The 14,498-nt window shown below is 70.0% G+C and carries 13 protein-coding genes; 9 read left to right on the top strand and 4 right to left on the bottom strand.

Features of this window, described 5'->3' with window-relative positions; all coding sequences use genetic code 11:
• Positions 1–15 precede the first annotated feature (15 nt).
• From FHS13_RS06205 to FHS13_RS06215, 3 genes are read left to right on the top strand one after another with little or no spacing between them, the layout of a single operon-like run.
• Complete coding sequence (locus tag FHS13_RS06205; RefSeq protein WP_184288848.1) at positions 16–1,743, top strand: DEDD exonuclease domain-containing protein; 1,728 nt, start codon at positions 16–18, stop codon at positions 1,741–1,743.
• Complete coding sequence (locus FHS13_RS06210; protein ID WP_184288851.1) at positions 1,721–2,485, top strand: rhomboid family intramembrane serine protease; 765 nt, start codon at positions 1,721–1,723, stop codon at positions 2,483–2,485. Before FHS13_RS06205 ends, FHS13_RS06210 begins: the two co-directional genes overlap by 23 nt.
• A 51-nt stretch (positions 2,486–2,536) precedes the next feature.
• The gene (locus tag FHS13_RS06215; RefSeq protein ID WP_184288854.1) at positions 2,537–2,812 is read left to right on the top strand and encodes an Lrp/AsnC ligand binding domain-containing protein; all 276 of its coding nucleotides are present in this window, start codon (positions 2,537–2,539) and stop codon (positions 2,810–2,812) included.
• A 37-nt stretch (positions 2,813–2,849) separates the two neighbouring features.
• On the opposite strand, the gene trpD is transcribed toward FHS13_RS06215, so the two are convergent.
• Positions 2,850–3,935 (bottom strand): anthranilate phosphoribosyltransferase, encoded by a 1,086-nt coding sequence (trpD, locus tag FHS13_RS06220; RefSeq protein WP_184288857.1) that lies wholly within the window; start codon positions 3,933–3,935, stop codon positions 2,850–2,852.
• A gap of 194 nt (positions 3,936–4,129) precedes the next feature.
• Positions 4,130–4,567: a response regulator transcription factor gene (locus FHS13_RS06225; protein WP_184289214.1), complete on the bottom strand. Its 438-nt coding sequence runs from the start codon at positions 4,565–4,567 to the stop codon at positions 4,130–4,132.
• 481 nt (positions 4,568–5,048) lie between these two features.
• On the opposite strand from FHS13_RS06225, the gene ctaE reads away from it, so the two are divergent.
• The 4 genes from ctaE to qcrB are packed head-to-tail and all read left to right on the top strand — an operon-like array spanning position 5,049 to position 9,428.
• Positions 5,049–5,675 (top strand): aa3-type cytochrome oxidase subunit III, encoded by a 627-nt coding sequence (gene ctaE / locus FHS13_RS06230; protein WP_184288860.1) that lies wholly within the window; start codon positions 5,049–5,051, stop codon positions 5,673–5,675.
• A gap of 17 nt (positions 5,676–5,692) precedes the next feature.
• Entirely contained in the window at positions 5,693–6,664 is a 972-nt protein-coding gene (locus FHS13_RS06235; RefSeq protein ID WP_184288864.1) for a c-type cytochrome, read from the top strand.
• The gene (gene qcrA, locus FHS13_RS06240; protein WP_184288867.1) at positions 6,657–7,778 is read left to right on the top strand and encodes a cytochrome bc1 complex Rieske iron-sulfur subunit; all 1,122 of its coding nucleotides are present in this window, start codon (positions 6,657–6,659) and stop codon (positions 7,776–7,778) included. The genes FHS13_RS06235 and qcrA overlap by 8 nt, the downstream gene beginning before the upstream one ends.
• A 3-nt stretch (positions 7,779–7,781) precedes the next feature.
• Complete coding sequence (qcrB, locus tag FHS13_RS06245; protein WP_184288870.1) at positions 7,782–9,428, top strand: cytochrome bc1 complex cytochrome b subunit; 1,647 nt, start codon at positions 7,782–7,784, stop codon at positions 9,426–9,428.
• 270 nt (positions 9,429–9,698) lie between these two features.
• On the opposite strand, the gene FHS13_RS06250 is transcribed toward qcrB, so the two are convergent.
• Positions 9,699–11,498 carry an AMP-binding protein gene (locus FHS13_RS06250; protein WP_184288873.1) on the bottom strand — a complete coding sequence of 600 codons (1,800 nt, stop codon included), beginning with the start codon at positions 11,496–11,498 and terminating at the stop codon, positions 9,699–9,701.
• A 488-nt stretch (positions 11,499–11,986) separates the two neighbouring features.
• On the opposite strand from FHS13_RS06250, the gene FHS13_RS06255 reads away from it, so the two are divergent.
• Both FHS13_RS06255 and FHS13_RS06260 read left to right on the top strand, forming a co-directional pair.
• Positions 11,987–12,403: a hypothetical protein gene (locus tag FHS13_RS06255; RefSeq protein WP_246404591.1), complete on the top strand. Its 417-nt coding sequence runs from the start codon at positions 11,987–11,989 to the stop codon at positions 12,401–12,403.
• Positions 12,404–12,530: 127 nt separating this feature from the next.
• Positions 12,531–13,484 carry an ROK family glucokinase gene (locus FHS13_RS06260; RefSeq protein WP_184288877.1) on the top strand — a complete coding sequence of 318 codons (954 nt, stop codon included), beginning with the start codon at positions 12,531–12,533 and terminating at the stop codon, positions 13,482–13,484.
• A 58-nt stretch (positions 13,485–13,542) separates the two neighbouring features.
• On the opposite strand, the gene FHS13_RS06265 is transcribed toward FHS13_RS06260, so the two are convergent.
• On the bottom strand, positions 13,543–14,370 hold the full coding sequence (locus FHS13_RS06265) for a lysophospholipid acyltransferase family protein (RefSeq protein WP_184288881.1): 828 nt from the start codon (positions 14,368–14,370) through the stop codon (positions 13,543–13,545).
• Positions 14,371–14,498: the final 128 nt, after the last annotated feature.

Here is a 14,498-nt window from a genome sequence, read left to right on the forward strand (position 1 = left end):
GGTTACCCTGACCGCGTGGTTCGACAGTCAGCGGCGCCCGCCGGCGTGCAGACCAGCATCATCGATCTCGGCACACCCCTGGCCGCGACCACCTTCGTCGTGCTCGACCTGGAGACCACCGGGACCAGCGCGACGCACGACCGGATCACCGAGATCGGCGCGGTCAAGGTGCGCGGCGGCCGCACCGTGGACGAGTTCGAGACCCTCGTCGACCCCGGCGTCCCCGTCCCCGCGCAGATCACCCTCCTGACCGGGATCACCCCGTCCATGGTGGCCGCCGCCCCGCCGGCGGAGGAGGTCCTGCCCCGGCTGCTGGACTTCCTGGCCGCCGACCCCGACACCGCGCTGGTCGCCCACAACGCACCCTTCGACACCGCCTTCCTCGAAGCCGCGCTCGAACGCCACGGGCTGCCCCGGCCCGCCTGCCCGGTGGTGGACACCCTGCGCCTGGCCCGCGCGGTTCTGGCCCGCGGCGAGACCCGCAACCACCGCCTCGCCACCCTCGCCGCCCACTTCGGGGCCCCGGCCACCCCCAACCACCGGGCTCTTCAGGACGCGCGGGCCACCGCCTCGGTCCTGCAGGGGCTGATCGACCGGCTCGCTCCCATGGGCGTCTCCAGCCTGGAGGAACTGCGCTCCGTCTCCAAGCCGCCCACCCGGGCCCAGCGTGCCAAGCGGCACCTGGCCGAGGGGCTGCCCGAGGCCCCCGGCGTCTACGTGTTCACGGACGCACGCGGCGCCGACCTCTACATCGGCAAGAGCAACAACCTGCGCCGCAGGGTGCGCTCCTACTTCACCGCCGCCGAGAGCCGCCGGCACATCCGCGAGATGGCCGCCGTGGTGGAGGGCGTCACCCCCATCGTGTGCACCACCGAGCTGGAGGCGTCGGTGCGGGAGCTGCGCCTGATCGCCGAACGCCGACCGCCCTACAACCGGCGCTCGCCCCGGCCGGAGCGGGACTTCTGGATCGTGCTCACCGACGGCCCCTTCCCGAGGCTGTCGACCGCGCGGTCGGTCGGGGACGGGGCGGCCTGCATCGGTCCCTACCGGTCCCGGAGCGACGCCGAACAGGCCGCGGAGGCGCTGCTGCACGCCTTCCCGCTGCGCCGGTGCACCCACGACCTGCCCGCCGTCCCCGACGGCCGCGTCTCTCCGTGCGTGCTGGCCCAGCTGGGCCGCTGCGGGGCGCCCTGTGACGGTACCGAGTCCCGCGCTGCCTACCTCGCACACGCCGAGGCCGCGCGCTCGGCCATGACCGGGGACCCTTCCGCCGTCGTGGCCGCGCACACCGAGCGCATCGCCGAACTGTCGGCCGACCTGCGCTACGAGGAGGCCGCGGCCCTGCGGGACAGACTGGCCTCGTTCCTGCGCGGCGCCCGCCGCGCCCAGCGCCTGGCCGCCATCGCGGCGGTCCCCCACCTGGTCGCCGGCCGGCGCGGCCGAGCCGGCTGGGAGACCTGCGTGGTCCGCCACGGCAGGCTCGCGGCCTCCGCCGTCCTGACACCGGGCAGCGACCCCGCCGCCTTCCTCTCCTCCCTCGTCGCCACCGCCGAACACGTCCCGCACGTCCCGGGGCCCCTGCCGGCGGCACTGCCCGGGGAGAGCGAGCTGGTCCTGGCCTGGCTCGCCGACCCCGCCACCCGCCTGGTCGAGATCGAGGGGGAGTGGACATGCCCCGTCGCGGGGGCCGAGGCGCACACGGAGATGACACACTGGGCCCATGGCCGCGATCCCGCTCAATGACGACCATCCCGTCCGGCGTGTTCCCGTCGTCGCCTACCTGCTGATCGCGGCCAACGTCCTGGCCTACCTCGCCTCCCCTCAGGCCACCACCGCCGTCTGGTACCCGGTCGACTTCGCGGAGCGCTACTGCGCCGTCCACGACTACTTCCTGCGCTGGGGCGCGGTCCCCGCCGAGATGTTCGGCAGGATCGACGTGATCGGCCCCATGGAGCCCGGGTGCGCCCCGCTGGAGGACAAGAGCGTGTGGCTGTCGGTGCTCAGCTCGATGTTCGTGCACAGCGGCGCGCTGCACCTGCTGGGCAACATGGTCTACCTGTTCGTGTTCGGCCCCGTGGTGGAGGACCGCATCGGCCGGACCCGCTTCCTGCTGCTCTACCTGGCCACCGGTCTGGCCGCCGCCTACGGCTTCGCCCTGGGGGACCCCGGTGCGCAGGTGCCCATGGTGGGTGCCTCGGGAGCGGTCTCGGGAGTGCTCGGCGCCTACCTCGTGGTGCAGTTCCGCGGCCGGGTGACGACCCTGGTCCTCGGTGCCGTGCCGATGCGCCTGCCGGGATGGGCGATGGTGGGAAGCTACTTCGTGCTCGAGTATCTTCTCTACGTCACAACATCGAACACGCCCGGCTCGGCCTCCGGCGTCGCACACGCGGCGCACGTGTGGGGCTTCGTCGCCGGGGTGGTGGCGGGACTTGTGGTCTACCGGCTGCGACGGCGCTCCGGGACGCGGCTTTCCGACGTCTACTAGGGGCGGCCCCGGGCCGGGGCCCGCCCGCGCCGTTTCCGTGCTGGAGGCACAGTGATCACCGCGATCGTCATGATCAAGGCCGAAGTCCACCGCATCCCCGAGGTCGCCGAGGCGATCGCGGAGATCGAGGGGGTGAGCGAGGTCTACTCGGTCACCGGAGGGGTCGACCTGGTGGCCATGGTGCGGGTGCGCCGCCACGAGGACCTGGCCGTGGTCATCCCCGGCCGGGTCAACAAGGTCCCGGGCGTGATCTCCTCCGACACGCACATCTCCTTCCAGGCCTACTCGAGGCACGACCTGGAGTCCGCCTTCGCCATCGGCTGGTGAGGCGGTCCCGGGCCGGAAGGCCCGGGACCGCTGTCACCTACAGGTCCTTGGCGTGCGCCTGGCTGATCTCCACCCAGCGCTGGAGGGCCTGCTCGGCGGCGCCGCTGTCGACCGCGGCGACGGCCCGCTCGTACCCGGCGCGGACGGCGTCCGTCAGGGAGCCCTCCACACCGTCCGCCGCGGCCAGCGCCGCGCCGGCGTTCAGCAGCACCGCGTCGCGCACCGGGCCGGGGCGGCCGGCCAGCATGTCGCGCACGGCCCGGGCGTTGAACTCCACGTCGCCGCCGCGCAGGGCATCGGGTGCCGACCGGGCGATGCCCAGGTCCGCCGGGTCGAGGACCTCGCGCCGCGCCTCGCCGCCGCGCACCACCCACACCGTCGACGTGGTCGCGGTGGTGAGCTCGTCGAGGCCGTCGTCGCCGCGGAACACCAGGGCGGAGGAGCCCCGGCGGGCGAACACGCCGGCGATCACCCCGCACATGCGCTCGTCGAACACCCCGATCGCCGACGCGGTCGGCCGGGCGGGGTTGGTCAGCGGGCCCAGGAAGTTGAAGACGGTGGGTACCGCCAGCTCACGGCGCGGCTTGGCCGTGAAGCGGAACGACGGGTGGAACATCGGTGCGAAGCAGAAGGTGATTCCGGCCTCCTCCGCCACACGGGCGGTCAGCTCCGGCGGCAGGTCCAGGACCACGCCGAGCCGCTCCAGCACGTCGGCCGTTCCGCAGGAGGACGAGGCGGCGCGGTTGCCGTGCTTGACCACGCGCGCCCCGGCCGCCGACGCCACGATCGAGGCCATCGTCGACACGTTCACCGTGTGGGCGCGGTCGCCGCCGGTGCCGACGATGTCCAGGGTCGGCCCGGGCACCTCCAGGCGCACCGCGTTGTCGAGCATGGCCCGGGCCAGGCCGGTCACCTCCGACACGTCCTCGCCCTTGGCGCGCAGGGCGATGGCGAACCCGGCCGTCTGGGCGTCGGTCGCCGAGCCGGACATGATCTCGTTCATCGCCCACTCGGTGTCGGAGGCGCCGAGGGTGACGCCGTTGAGCAGGGCGGTGAGCAGGTGGGACCAGGTCCGCTCCGCGACGGCGGAATCGGGCTGCTGGTCAGGGGTCTGGTCGTTCATCTCTTCTCGTGCTCCGCGATGGCAGGGGACTGGACGGCGGGAAAGGGCTGAGGCTGCGCCATCGCCCGGTGTCGGCGCCGTGGTTCAGGGCCCCGCCCACCGCGACGTGCCGGCGCTCCCGGTCGCCGCCCGTGCGGACAACGACGGGGGAGGCGGCCGCGGCCGCCTCCCTCCGGTCACGCGCACCCGTCATCTCATCCGCTCAGGACCGCGAGCCGCTGCCGCATGAGCTCGGCGAGGGCGTCCGCCAGCACCACGGGGTCGATCGGCCGGGCGACCACCTTCTCGGCCCGCGACCAGTTCGCGAGCCAGGCGTCGTCGCGCCGCGCCACCAGCACGAGCACCGGAGGGCAGTTGAAGATCTCGTCCTTGACCTGGCGGCACAGGCCCATGCCGCCGGTGGGGGCGGCCTCGCCGTCGAAGATCGCGACGTCGATGCGCTCGGCCGCGTCGGTCTCCTCCAGCTTGCGCAGCACCATCGGCGCAGTCGCGCACTCGACGATCTCCACCCGGGGAACGTCGGCGGCCGGGCGGCGGCCGATCGCCTGCCGCACCTGCTCGCGGGTCTCGGCCTTGTCGCTGTAGACCAGTACGCGCATCCGGGCGTCCGTGTCCGTACCGCTGACCACCATCGCGAACCGTCCCATCGCTTCCGTGCCGGGGCCGCTGCCGTGGGGGGCGGCCTGGGCATCCGTTGGCTGTACGCCTCCGACTCTATTGCCTCGTGTCCGCTGTGCCCAGGAGTCCCCGCACGGGAGCACCCGGCGGAGGACCTTCGACCCGACCCAGGATGTCGGCACGTCTCGGGCTCCCGGCTGCCCCCCGAGACCGCATGTTGTCAAAGAGTGATAGTTATGTTGCACTGAGGTTATCCCGGGGCGGTTGAGGCGGGCTTCGGCGGGGTACGGATCGCCGCAGCCGCCCAGGAACACGGATCCTGGCAGCCCCCGGTGTCCGGTCGACCCCGGGGGGTGCCCGCCGGCGGGCGCGATGAAGCGCACGTCACGTCCCCGGTCCGTTCCCGGGACCTTCGGGAGGGTGGAACCGGTACCGATCCGCCTCGTTACGGGGGGTCGAGTACGGGCCTTCGCGAGATGCCGTAATAATGCTCCCGTGGCGACAGCAACCGCGAACCCCAAATCAGCACCGACACCAGCACATGGTGCGGCAAAGCGTCCTGACCTGGTGAGCGTTGGCACCATCGTCTGGTTGGCCAACGAGCTCATGTTCTTCGCTGCGCTGTTCGCGATGTACTTCACCATCCGATCAGTGGTCAACGGGAACCCGGACCTCGGGCCGTGGCCCGACACCCACCTCAACGTTCCGTGGGCGTCGGCCATCACCGTGGTCCTCGTGGCTTCGAGCTTCACCGCGCAGTTCGGCGTATGGGCCGCAGAGCGCGGGGACGTCAAGAAGCTGCGCAGGTGGTTCTTCCTCACGTTCTTCATGGGCCTGTTCTTCATCTGCGGACAGGCGTATGAGTACTACGAGCTCATCGCGCATGAGGGCCTGACGCTCCAGTCGAGCGCCTACGGGTCGATGTTCTACCTGACCACGGGTTTCCACGGACTCCACGTCCTGGGTGGCCTGATCGCGTTCCTCATCATGCTGGGACGCACGTACGCCGCGAAGCGCTTCACTCACCAGCAGGCGACCAGCGCCATCGTCGTGTCCTACTACTGGCACTTCGTCGACGTGGTCTGGGTCGCTTTGTTCTTCACCATCTACTTCATCCAGTAACCCGAAACGGGGAAACCGTGAAATGGATTACCGCGCGGCGACGGCATCCCCTCGCGGGGTATGCCGTCGTCATCCTCGCGCTAGTCCTGTTCGGGGTGGGATACGCCGCAGTGGCTCCCACCTCCGACCAGGCCCAGGCGCAGACCCTCGCCGCCGAAGTTGCATCACCGGATGACGCGGACGCGGCCGAGGGCAAGGTCGTCTTCGACCAGACCTGTGCCTCGTGCCACGGGCTCGACGGCTCCGGCACCGCGACCGGTCCGGACCTGCGCGAGGTCGGCCCGGCCTCGATCGACTTCTACGTCAGCACGGGCCGTATGCCGTCCTCCGACCCGAGCGCGCAGATGCCGCGCCGGGAGCCGGTCGTCTCCGAGGAGGAGCTGGCCGACCTGATCGCGTACTACAACGAGTCGATCCGCTCCGGCGAGGCCGGCCCCGAGATTCCCTACGAGGTCCCCGACGAGGCCCCCGAGCCCGAGGACTTCGAGCCTCAGCGCAGCGACTTCGAGAGCGACGAGGAGTACGAGGCGGCGGTCGAGGAGTCCGCTGCCGAGTACGAGGCGGCGCTCGAGGAGTACGAGGCCGAGTACGAGGACTACATCCAGGGCGCCAGCGACACCGACATGGGCATGCGCCTGTACCTGACCAACTGCGCCCACTGCCACGGCTGGTCCGGCGGCGGCGGCGCGCTCACGGACGGCCGCTGGGCTCCGGAGATCCACGACTCCACCCCGCGCGAGATCTACGAGGCCATGGTCAGCGGCCCCGGCGCCATGCCGATGTTCAGTGACGGCGTCATCTCGCCCGAGGAGAAGCAGGAGCTCATCTCCTACGTGAAGACGCTCCAGGCCGAACCCAACGCGGGCGGCATCTTCGACCTCCAGCGGGTCGGCCAGGTCGCGGAGGGCTTCATCGGGTGGACCGTCGGTCTGTCCCTGATCGTCGCCTGCGCGATCTGGATCACCGCGAAGCAGCGTGCCCATGACTGAGAAGAACAACAACACCAGCGGAGCCGGGGAGGACACGCCTGAACGCGTGGTCGGCACTCCCACGGCCGAACAGAGCGTCGTCACCGAGGCCCCCGCGGCCCAGGACGACCACGGAGGCCCCTACAAGGCGTCCGAGACGCACGTGTGGCCCGAGGAGGTCCAGCGCCGCGGCGAGAAGGTCGCGTCCCTCTGGTTCCTCCTGGCCTTCCTGGGCGGTATCGGGTTCCTGGTCTCCTACTTCGTCTTCCCCGTCGACGAGATCGCGGACCCGCAGATCGGCCAGTACTCGAACATGGCGCTGGGCGGTTCGCTCACCCTGGCCATGTTCGGCATCGGCGCCGGCATGACGGTGTGGGCCCGCAAGGTCATGCCGCACTACGAGGTCGCCTCGCCCTACGACGAGCTGCCCTCGAGTGCCGAGGAGAAGGGGTCCTTCAGCGACTTCTTCATGAAGGGTGCGGACGAGAGCGGGTTCACCAAGCGCCCGCTCATGCGCCGCACGCTCATCCTCGCCATGGTCCCGCTCGGCCTGGCGCCGATCGTGCTCCTGCGCGACACCGGCCCGCTCCCCGGCGACAAGCTGAAGAACACGCCGTGGGAAGACGGCATGCGGATGTACGTCGAGGGCACCCACCGCGCGATCCGCGCGGAGGACCTGGAGAACGACCCGTACGGGATGATCTCCGCCCTCCCGGCCATCGACGACGAGAACTACCCGCACGGCATCAGCCTCAACGACGCCGCCAAGTCCGTCATCCTCCTGATCAAGGTCCCGGAGGACGACTGGAAGCAGGGGATGGAGGAGGAGATCGAGGTCGACGGCGAGTCCGGGCAGCGTCTGAACTGGACGCACAACGGCATCGTCGCCTACTCCAAGATCTGCACCCACGTGGGCTGCCCCGCAGCCCTGTACGAGCGCACGACGCACCGCATCCTGTGCCCGTGCCACCAGTCCACGTTCGACGCGTCGGACGCCGCCAAGGTCGTCTTCGGTCCGGCCCACCGGCCGCTGCCGCAGTTGCCCATCGGCGTCGACGACGAGGGTTACCTCGTCGCCAGGGGCGACTTCACGGCGCCGCCCGGACCGACGTTCTGGGATTACGCGAAGGACTAGTCGATGAGTAAGACCACGCAAGCACCCAAGGCGCTGCGCGGCGTCGGAAACTTCATCGACGACCGCTTCCATCTCGCCAAGACCGGTGAGAAGAACCTGCGCAAGGTCTTCCCCAACCACTGGTCGTTCATGCTGGGCGAGATCGCGCTGTACTCGTTCATCATCCTGCTCGTCTCGGGTGTCTTCCTCACGCTCTGGTTCAAGCCGAGCATGGTGGAGGTCATCTACGACGGCTCCTACGAGCGCCTCCAGGGCGTCCCGATGTCGGAGGCCTACGCCTCGACGCTGTTCATCGACTTCGAGGTACGCGGTGGTTTCCTGGTCCGCCAGATCCACCACTGGGCCGCGCTGATCTTCGTGGCCTCGCTTGTGGTCCACATGCTCCGCGTGTTCTTCACGGGTGCGTTCCGCAAGCCGCGCGAGATCAACTGGCTCATCGGTGTCGCGATCTTCATGCTCGCGATGATCGAGGGCCTCTTCGGCTACTCGCTGCCGGACGACCTGCCCTCGGGCATGGGCGTGCGCATCCTCCAGGGCGTGATCCTGGCGGTGCCGCTGGTGGGTACCTACATCTCGATGTTCCTGTTCGGCGGGGAGTTCCCCGGCGAGGACATCATCACCCGCCTGTACATGCTGCACGTGCTGGCCATTCCCGCACTGCTGCTGGGTCTGATCGTCGCGCACTTCATGATCCTGTGGCACCAGAAGCACACCCAATACCCCGGACCGGGGCGTACGGACAAGACCGTGGTGGGAACACCCATGTTCCCCGGCTTCGCGGTCAAGGCCGGAGGGTTCTTCTTCTTCACGTTCGCCGTGATCGCGGGTCTGAGCGCGTTCGTCCAGATCAACCCCATCCACCTGTTCGGGCCCTTCACCCCGACGTCCATCACCTCCGGGCTCCAGCCCGACTGGTACATGGGCTTCATGGAGGGTGCGCTCCGCATCTTCCCGAACTGGTTCGACTTCTCGATCTTCGGCTATGCCGTCCCCATGGGCGTGCTGGTGCCGGGGCTGGGAATCATGGGTGTGGTCTTCGGCGGACTGGCCCTGTGGCCGTTCATCGAGCAGTGGATCACCGGGGACAAGCGGGCGCGCAACGTCGCCGACCGTCCCCGCAACGCCCCTGTGCGCACCGGTGTCGGCGTCGCCATGATCACCTTCTACGGCCTGTGCTGGCTGGCCGGCTCCAACGACATCCTGTCGGAGACGTTCTCGATCAACCTCTACCTGACCACGTACATCTTCCGTGTGCTGGTCATCCTGGGGCCGATCGTGGCCTTCATGGTCACCAAGCGGATCTGCCTGGGTCTGCAGCGCCGTGACCGGGACACCCTCGAGCACGGCTACGAGAGCGGCACCATCCGCCAGCTGCCCAGCGGTGAGTTCATCGAGGTCCACAAGGAGAGCTCCGAGGAGACCACCGATGTCCTGGCGAGCAAGCCGGTGATCACCTCGACGGCCCTGGCCGACGAGGTCGACGACAAGGGTGTGGAGAACCCTGCCGCCCGCAAGGGCAAGGGCAGGCTCCGCCGCGCCCTGGCGCACTGGTACACCAAGGACAACGTGTCCTTCGAGGGGGTGGAGCCGCACAGCGGCCACCACCTGCACCACTCGAAGGACGTCGAGAAGGAGTCCGCGGCCCACTAGGAGTCGCATCCGACGACGGGCCCGGCCGCATCGCGCGGCCGGGCCCGTCGCTTTTTCCGGGGTGGGACGTGCGCTCCGGGAGCCGCAGGACCATCGGAGGCGGCGGGGAGCGCCCCGACCCGGGGACAGGGCCCGGTCCGACTGCGGACCGCGCCCTGTCCCCGGGCCGGGAGCGCGGCAAGGCCCCGCCCCCTGGAGCGGGGACGGGGCCGGGGAACACGGAACCGGCCCTCGAGGAGAGGGCCGGTTCGGGAAGGCGGGGCGGGGGGGTCAGACCGAGTAGATCTCCTCGATCTCCTTGCTCCATTCCTTGTTCACCACGTGGCGCTTGACCTTGAGAGAGGCCGTCATCTGGCCGTTCTCCTCGGTGAAGTCCGAGGGCAGGATCTTGAACTTCTTGATGCCCTCGGCCTTGGACACGGCCAGGTTGGCGTTGTCGACCGCTCCCTGGACGGTGGCGACCAGGTCCGGGTCCTCCGTGAGCTCGGCGATCGAGCCGGTCTTGCCGTTGTCCTTCTTCCACTGCTCGAACGACTCGGGGTCGATCGTGATCAGCGCGGCGATGAACTTGCGGTTGTCGCCGACGACCATGCACTGGCTGACCAGGGCGTGGGCCCGGATGCGGTCCTCCAGGACGGCCGGGGCGACGTTCTTGCCGCCGGCGGTGACGATGATCTCCTTCTTGCGTCCGGTGATGCTCAGGAAGCCGTCGTCGTCCAGGGAGCCCAGGTCGCCGCTGCGGTAGAAGCCGTCCTCGGTGAAGGCCTCCTTGGTGGCCTTCTCGTTCCCCCAGTAGCCGACCATGATGTGGTCGCCCTTGAGGAGGATCTCGCCGTCGTCGTCGATGCGGATGGTGCAGCCCGGCAGGGGCCGGCCCACGGTGCCGATCTTGTTGAACTCGGGGCTGTTCACCGAGGTCGGGGCGGTGGACTCGGTGAGGCCGTAGCCCTCGATGATGGTGAAGCCGATGCCGCGGAAGAAGTGGCCGAGGCGCGAGCCGAGGGCGGAGCCGCCGGAGACGGCGTACTCGGCCTCGCCTCCCAGGGCGGCCAGCAGCTTGCCGTAGACCAGCTTGCTGAACAGGCTGTGCTTGAGCTTGAGGCCGAAGGGGATCCGGCCGCTGTCGAGTGCCTGGCTGTAGGCGATCGCGGCCTCGGCCGCGGCGGCGAAGATCTTGCCCTTGCCCTCGGCCGTGGCCTTCTGCTCGGCCTTGGTGTACACCTTCTCGAACACGCGGGGGACCGCGAGGAGGAAGGTCGGCTTGAAGACCGAGAGCTGTTCGATGAGCTCGGGGCCCGTGGAGGGGAAGTGGCCGAGGATGCCCTTGCCCTCGATGGTCATGACCTGCACGAAGCGGGCGAAGACGTGCGCCAGGGGCAGGAACAGGAGAGTGGAGGGGTTCTCCTTGCCGTACAGGACCTTCTGGGCGGGGCCTTCGAGGGCGCTGTGGGCGATGAAGAGGAAGTTGCGGTGGGTGAGCTCGCAGCCCTTGGGGCGGCCTGTGGTGCCCGAGGTGTAGATGAGGGTGGCGAGGTCGTCGACCTTGACCGCGGTGCGCCGCTTCTCCAGCTCCTCGTCGCTGATCCCGGAGCCCTCGCTCCGCAGCTGGGCGAACTCGGGCCCGTCGAAGCGCCATACGAGGGTGAGCTCCGGGGTCTTCTCGCGTACGGACTCGATCCGCTCGGCGTGGTCGGCGTTCTCGACGAACACGGCCTTGGCGCCGGAGTCGGAGAGGATCCATTCGATCTGCTCGGCGGAGGAGGTCTCGTAGATCGGTACGGTGATCGCCCCGATGGACCAGATCGCGTAGTCGACGACGGTCCACTCGTAGCGGGTGCGCGAGAGCAGGGCGACCCGGTCGCCGTGCTCGATACCCGCGTTGATCAGAGCCTTGGCGTACGCGGCGATGTCGCCGTGCAGCTCAGCCACAGTGACGTCGCGCCACTGACCGGACTCCTGACGGCGGGAGGCCACGGCGCTCGGCTCGGCGGCGGCGCGCGCGTAGAGCGTGTCGGTCAGTCTCGCGTCATCGGAGATCGCAGCTTTGGCGGGAGAGCTGTATTCGCGCACGTGGTTCTCCTGGACTTGACGGGTTTCTGGGATTGTGGGGACGTGACGACCGTAACAACACCGCGCTACTCGTGAGTAGAACAGGTTGCCGTTCGGTATCCAAAGGTAATCCGGAGTTGATCTGTCAGCCCGGTGAACAGGGAGTTCATCCCGGTGCCGCGGTCCCGCCCCGGTGTCTCGCGGGCGGGAGGGCGTGGCCGGCACCGCGGGTGCACGGTCCCCCGGTGCCTGCGGGTGCGGTTGGACACGTCGCTCTCCACACGCACGCGAACTATACGCCGGGTGTGTTGTTTGTGCACATCACACTGCTTCTGTGTCGTTCTGTAATCGTATGGGCGTTTGCTGTGGTAGAGGTCCTCCTCTTCTTCCAACGTCCCGGCGCCCCTGCCTCATCCCCTGATCGGACCCTGAACCTTCCCTGAGAAGGCGGCGGCGGAGCTCTTCCCGCGGTTAACGTGAGGTGACGATCCGGTACGAAGGAGGACGGGATGGCGGAGAACGACGGCAGGACCGGCGACGGAACCGGCGGGGACCTGGTGGAGGACGCCCTGCGGCTGGTGGACGGCCTTCAGCGCAGGCTGCTCGTCGCCGGCGTCAAGAGGGGTGTGGGCGCCGTCGTCGCCCCGCCGCCGCCCAAGGGCGACGTGTGGGAGGAGGCGATCCGGCTGGAGACCGCGACCGAGCCCCGGCCCGCGCTGGAGGAGGTCCTCGACATCGTCCGCACCTCCGCCCCCGAGATCGCGGGTCACCTGGGTCGGGCGGGCCTGGCCGTGGCGGGGGCGCTCGGGCGCACCTGGGGCGTGCTCGAGCGCTCCCTGGAGCAGTCGGCCCCGCCGCCGGAGCGCGCGGCCGGGCCGGAGGGCGGCTCGGGGCGGACGTCCCCCGGGTCGGCGGACGGGGAGTAGGGCGCCGGGGGTGTCCGGGGTGGCTCTGGCCTGGTTTAATCGAATGGTTTGCACCATTTGAAAGACCTCTGACATGAACTTCGGGACTTATGTCAGAGTTTGGGCGTAAGTAGAAGGAGCTGCCCCCATGCTGACCATCGGCGTAGACATCGGCGGGACCAAGGTCGCCGCCGGCGTCGTCGACCACGACGGGCAGATCCTGGACAAGGTCAAGTACCCCACCCCTGCCGACGACCCCGGAGGACTGGCTGCCGTCGTGGCCCGGGCCGTGGGAGAGCTGCGTGAGAGGCGGAGCGGGAAGGGGGAGGACGTCCGGGCCGTCGGTGTGGGAGTGGCCGGGTTCGTCGACGAGGACCGTGCCACGGTCCAGGTCGCCGTCAACCTCGGCCTGCGGAACGAGCCCCTCCGGGAGCGGCTCGAAGGCCTGGTGGGGCTGCCGGTCGTCATCGAGAACGACGCCAACGCCGCGGCCTGGGCCGAGGCGCGCTTCGGCGCGGGACGCGGCAGCGACCACCTCGTCTGCATCACCCTGGGCACCGGGATCGGGGGCGGGCTCGTCATGGACGGACGCCTGCACCGCGGCCGCTTCGGCGTGGCCGCCGAGGTGGGCCACTACCGGGTGGTCCCGCACGGACGCCGCTGCCCCTGCGGCAACCAGGGCTGCTGGGAGCAGTACGCCAGCGGCCGGGCCCTGGTCGCGGAGGGCCGTGAGCGGGCCCGCACCGACCCCCGGGGGGCCGAACGGATGCTCAAGCTCGCCGAGGGCGACGCGGAGGGGATCAGCGGCCACGTGATCACCCAGGCCGCGCTGGAGGGCGACGCGGCGGCCCTGGACTGCTTCCGCACGGTGGGCGAATGGGCGGGGGCCGGGATGGCCGACCTGGCCGCGATCCTCGACCCGGAGTGCTTCGTGGTCGGCGGCGGTGTCTCCGACGCCGGAGCCGTCCTCCTGGAGCCGATCCGCGACTCCTTCGCCCGCCACGTCCCCGGGCGGCCGAACCGGCGCCCGGCCGAGATCCGCCTGGCCGAACTGGGCGGCGAGGCCGGCATCGCCGGCGCCGGCGACCTCGCCCGCCACTGAGCCGGCCCGGACGCGAGCGGCCCCGGCCCCTTTCCGGGGCCGGGGCCGCTCGCGTCCCTCAGTCCTTCTCCGCGTCCGGTCCGGAGCGGGAGGCCTTGTCCTTCCTCGCCTCCTTGCGGGCCCGGCGCTCCTCCTTGCGGCTCGCCCTCCTGGCCCTGCGGCGCTCCTTCTCGTCGGCGTTCTGCTCCTTGCGGGCCTCCTTGGCCTCCGCCTCCAGCTCCGCCTTGACCGTCTGGGCGTAGCGGTCCACGTACTCCTGCCCCGACAGCTCCATCAGCGCGTACATGATCTCGTCGGTGACGGCCCGCAGCACGCGCGGGTCCTCCTCCATGCCGTGGTAGCGCGAGAAGTCGAGCGGCTTGCCGAACTTCACGTGCGGGCGGATGCCCAGCTTCGGGACGGTCCGGCCCGGGGGCATGATCTTCTCCAGGTTGATCATCGCCATCGGCACGACCGGCGCCTTCGACTCCAGGGCGAGGCGGGCCACGCCCGTGCGGCCCCGGTACAGCTTGCCGTCGGGGGAGCGGGTGCCCTCCGGGTAGATGCCGAGCAGGTCACCGCGCCGGAGCACCCTCAGGCCCGTGCGCAGCGCCGCCTCGCTGGCCTTGCCGCCCGAGCGGTCGATCGGGATCTGCCCGACGCCGGTGAAGAACATCCGGCTGAAGAACCCCTTGAGCCCGGTGCCGGTGAAGTACTCGGCCTTGGCCAGGAAGGTGATCTTCCGCGGCAGCGGCAGCGGGCCGAAGAAGTGGTCGGAGAACGACAGGTGGTTGCTCACCATGATGGCCGGCCCCCGGCGGGGCACGTTCTCCACCCCCTCGGCGCGGGGCTGCCACAGCACGGCCAGGACCGGCCCCAGGAACGCCTTCACCACCCAGTAGAACATCCTCGGATCACCCCTGCACACGCGGGGAGCACTGGGCACGCTCTGCCATGGTCCACTGTCCCGCTCAGCCGATATTGCCGTGTGGGCTCGCGCCCGACCAGACGAAGGATACTCAGTGCACCTGCCCC

Origin of the sequence: Nocardiopsis algeriensis, from assembly GCF_014203695.1 — a bacterium.
Taxonomy (GTDB): Bacteria; Actinomycetota; Actinomycetes; order Streptosporangiales; family Streptosporangiaceae; genus Nocardiopsis; species Nocardiopsis algeriensis.

Excerpts from the sequence above, each read along its gene's own strand:
- FHS13_RS06210 (WP_184288851.1), top strand. The coding sequence starts at position 1,721 with ATGGCCGCGATCCCGCTCAATGACGACCATCCCGTCCGGCGTGTTCCC.
- trpD (WP_184288857.1), bottom strand. The coding sequence starts at position 3,935 with ATGAACGACCAGACCCCTGACCAGCAGCCCGATTCCGCCGTCGCGGAG.
- FHS13_RS06225 (WP_184289214.1), bottom strand. The coding sequence starts at position 4,567 with ATGGTGGTCAGCGGTACGGACACGGACGCCCGGATGCGCGTACTGGTC.
- qcrA (WP_184288867.1), top strand. The coding sequence starts at position 6,657 with ATGACTGAGAAGAACAACAACACCAGCGGAGCCGGGGAGGACACGCCT.
- qcrB (WP_184288870.1), top strand. The coding sequence starts at position 7,782 with ATGAGTAAGACCACGCAAGCACCCAAGGCGCTGCGCGGCGTCGGAAAC.
- FHS13_RS06255 (WP_246404591.1), top strand. The coding sequence starts at position 11,987 with ATGGCGGAGAACGACGGCAGGACCGGCGACGGAACCGGCGGGGACCTG.
- FHS13_RS06260 (WP_184288877.1), top strand. The coding sequence starts at position 12,531 with ATGCTGACCATCGGCGTAGACATCGGCGGGACCAAGGTCGCCGCCGGC.
- FHS13_RS06265 (WP_184288881.1), bottom strand. The coding sequence starts at position 14,370 with ATGTTCTACTGGGTGGTGAAGGCGTTCCTGGGGCCGGTCCTGGCCGTG.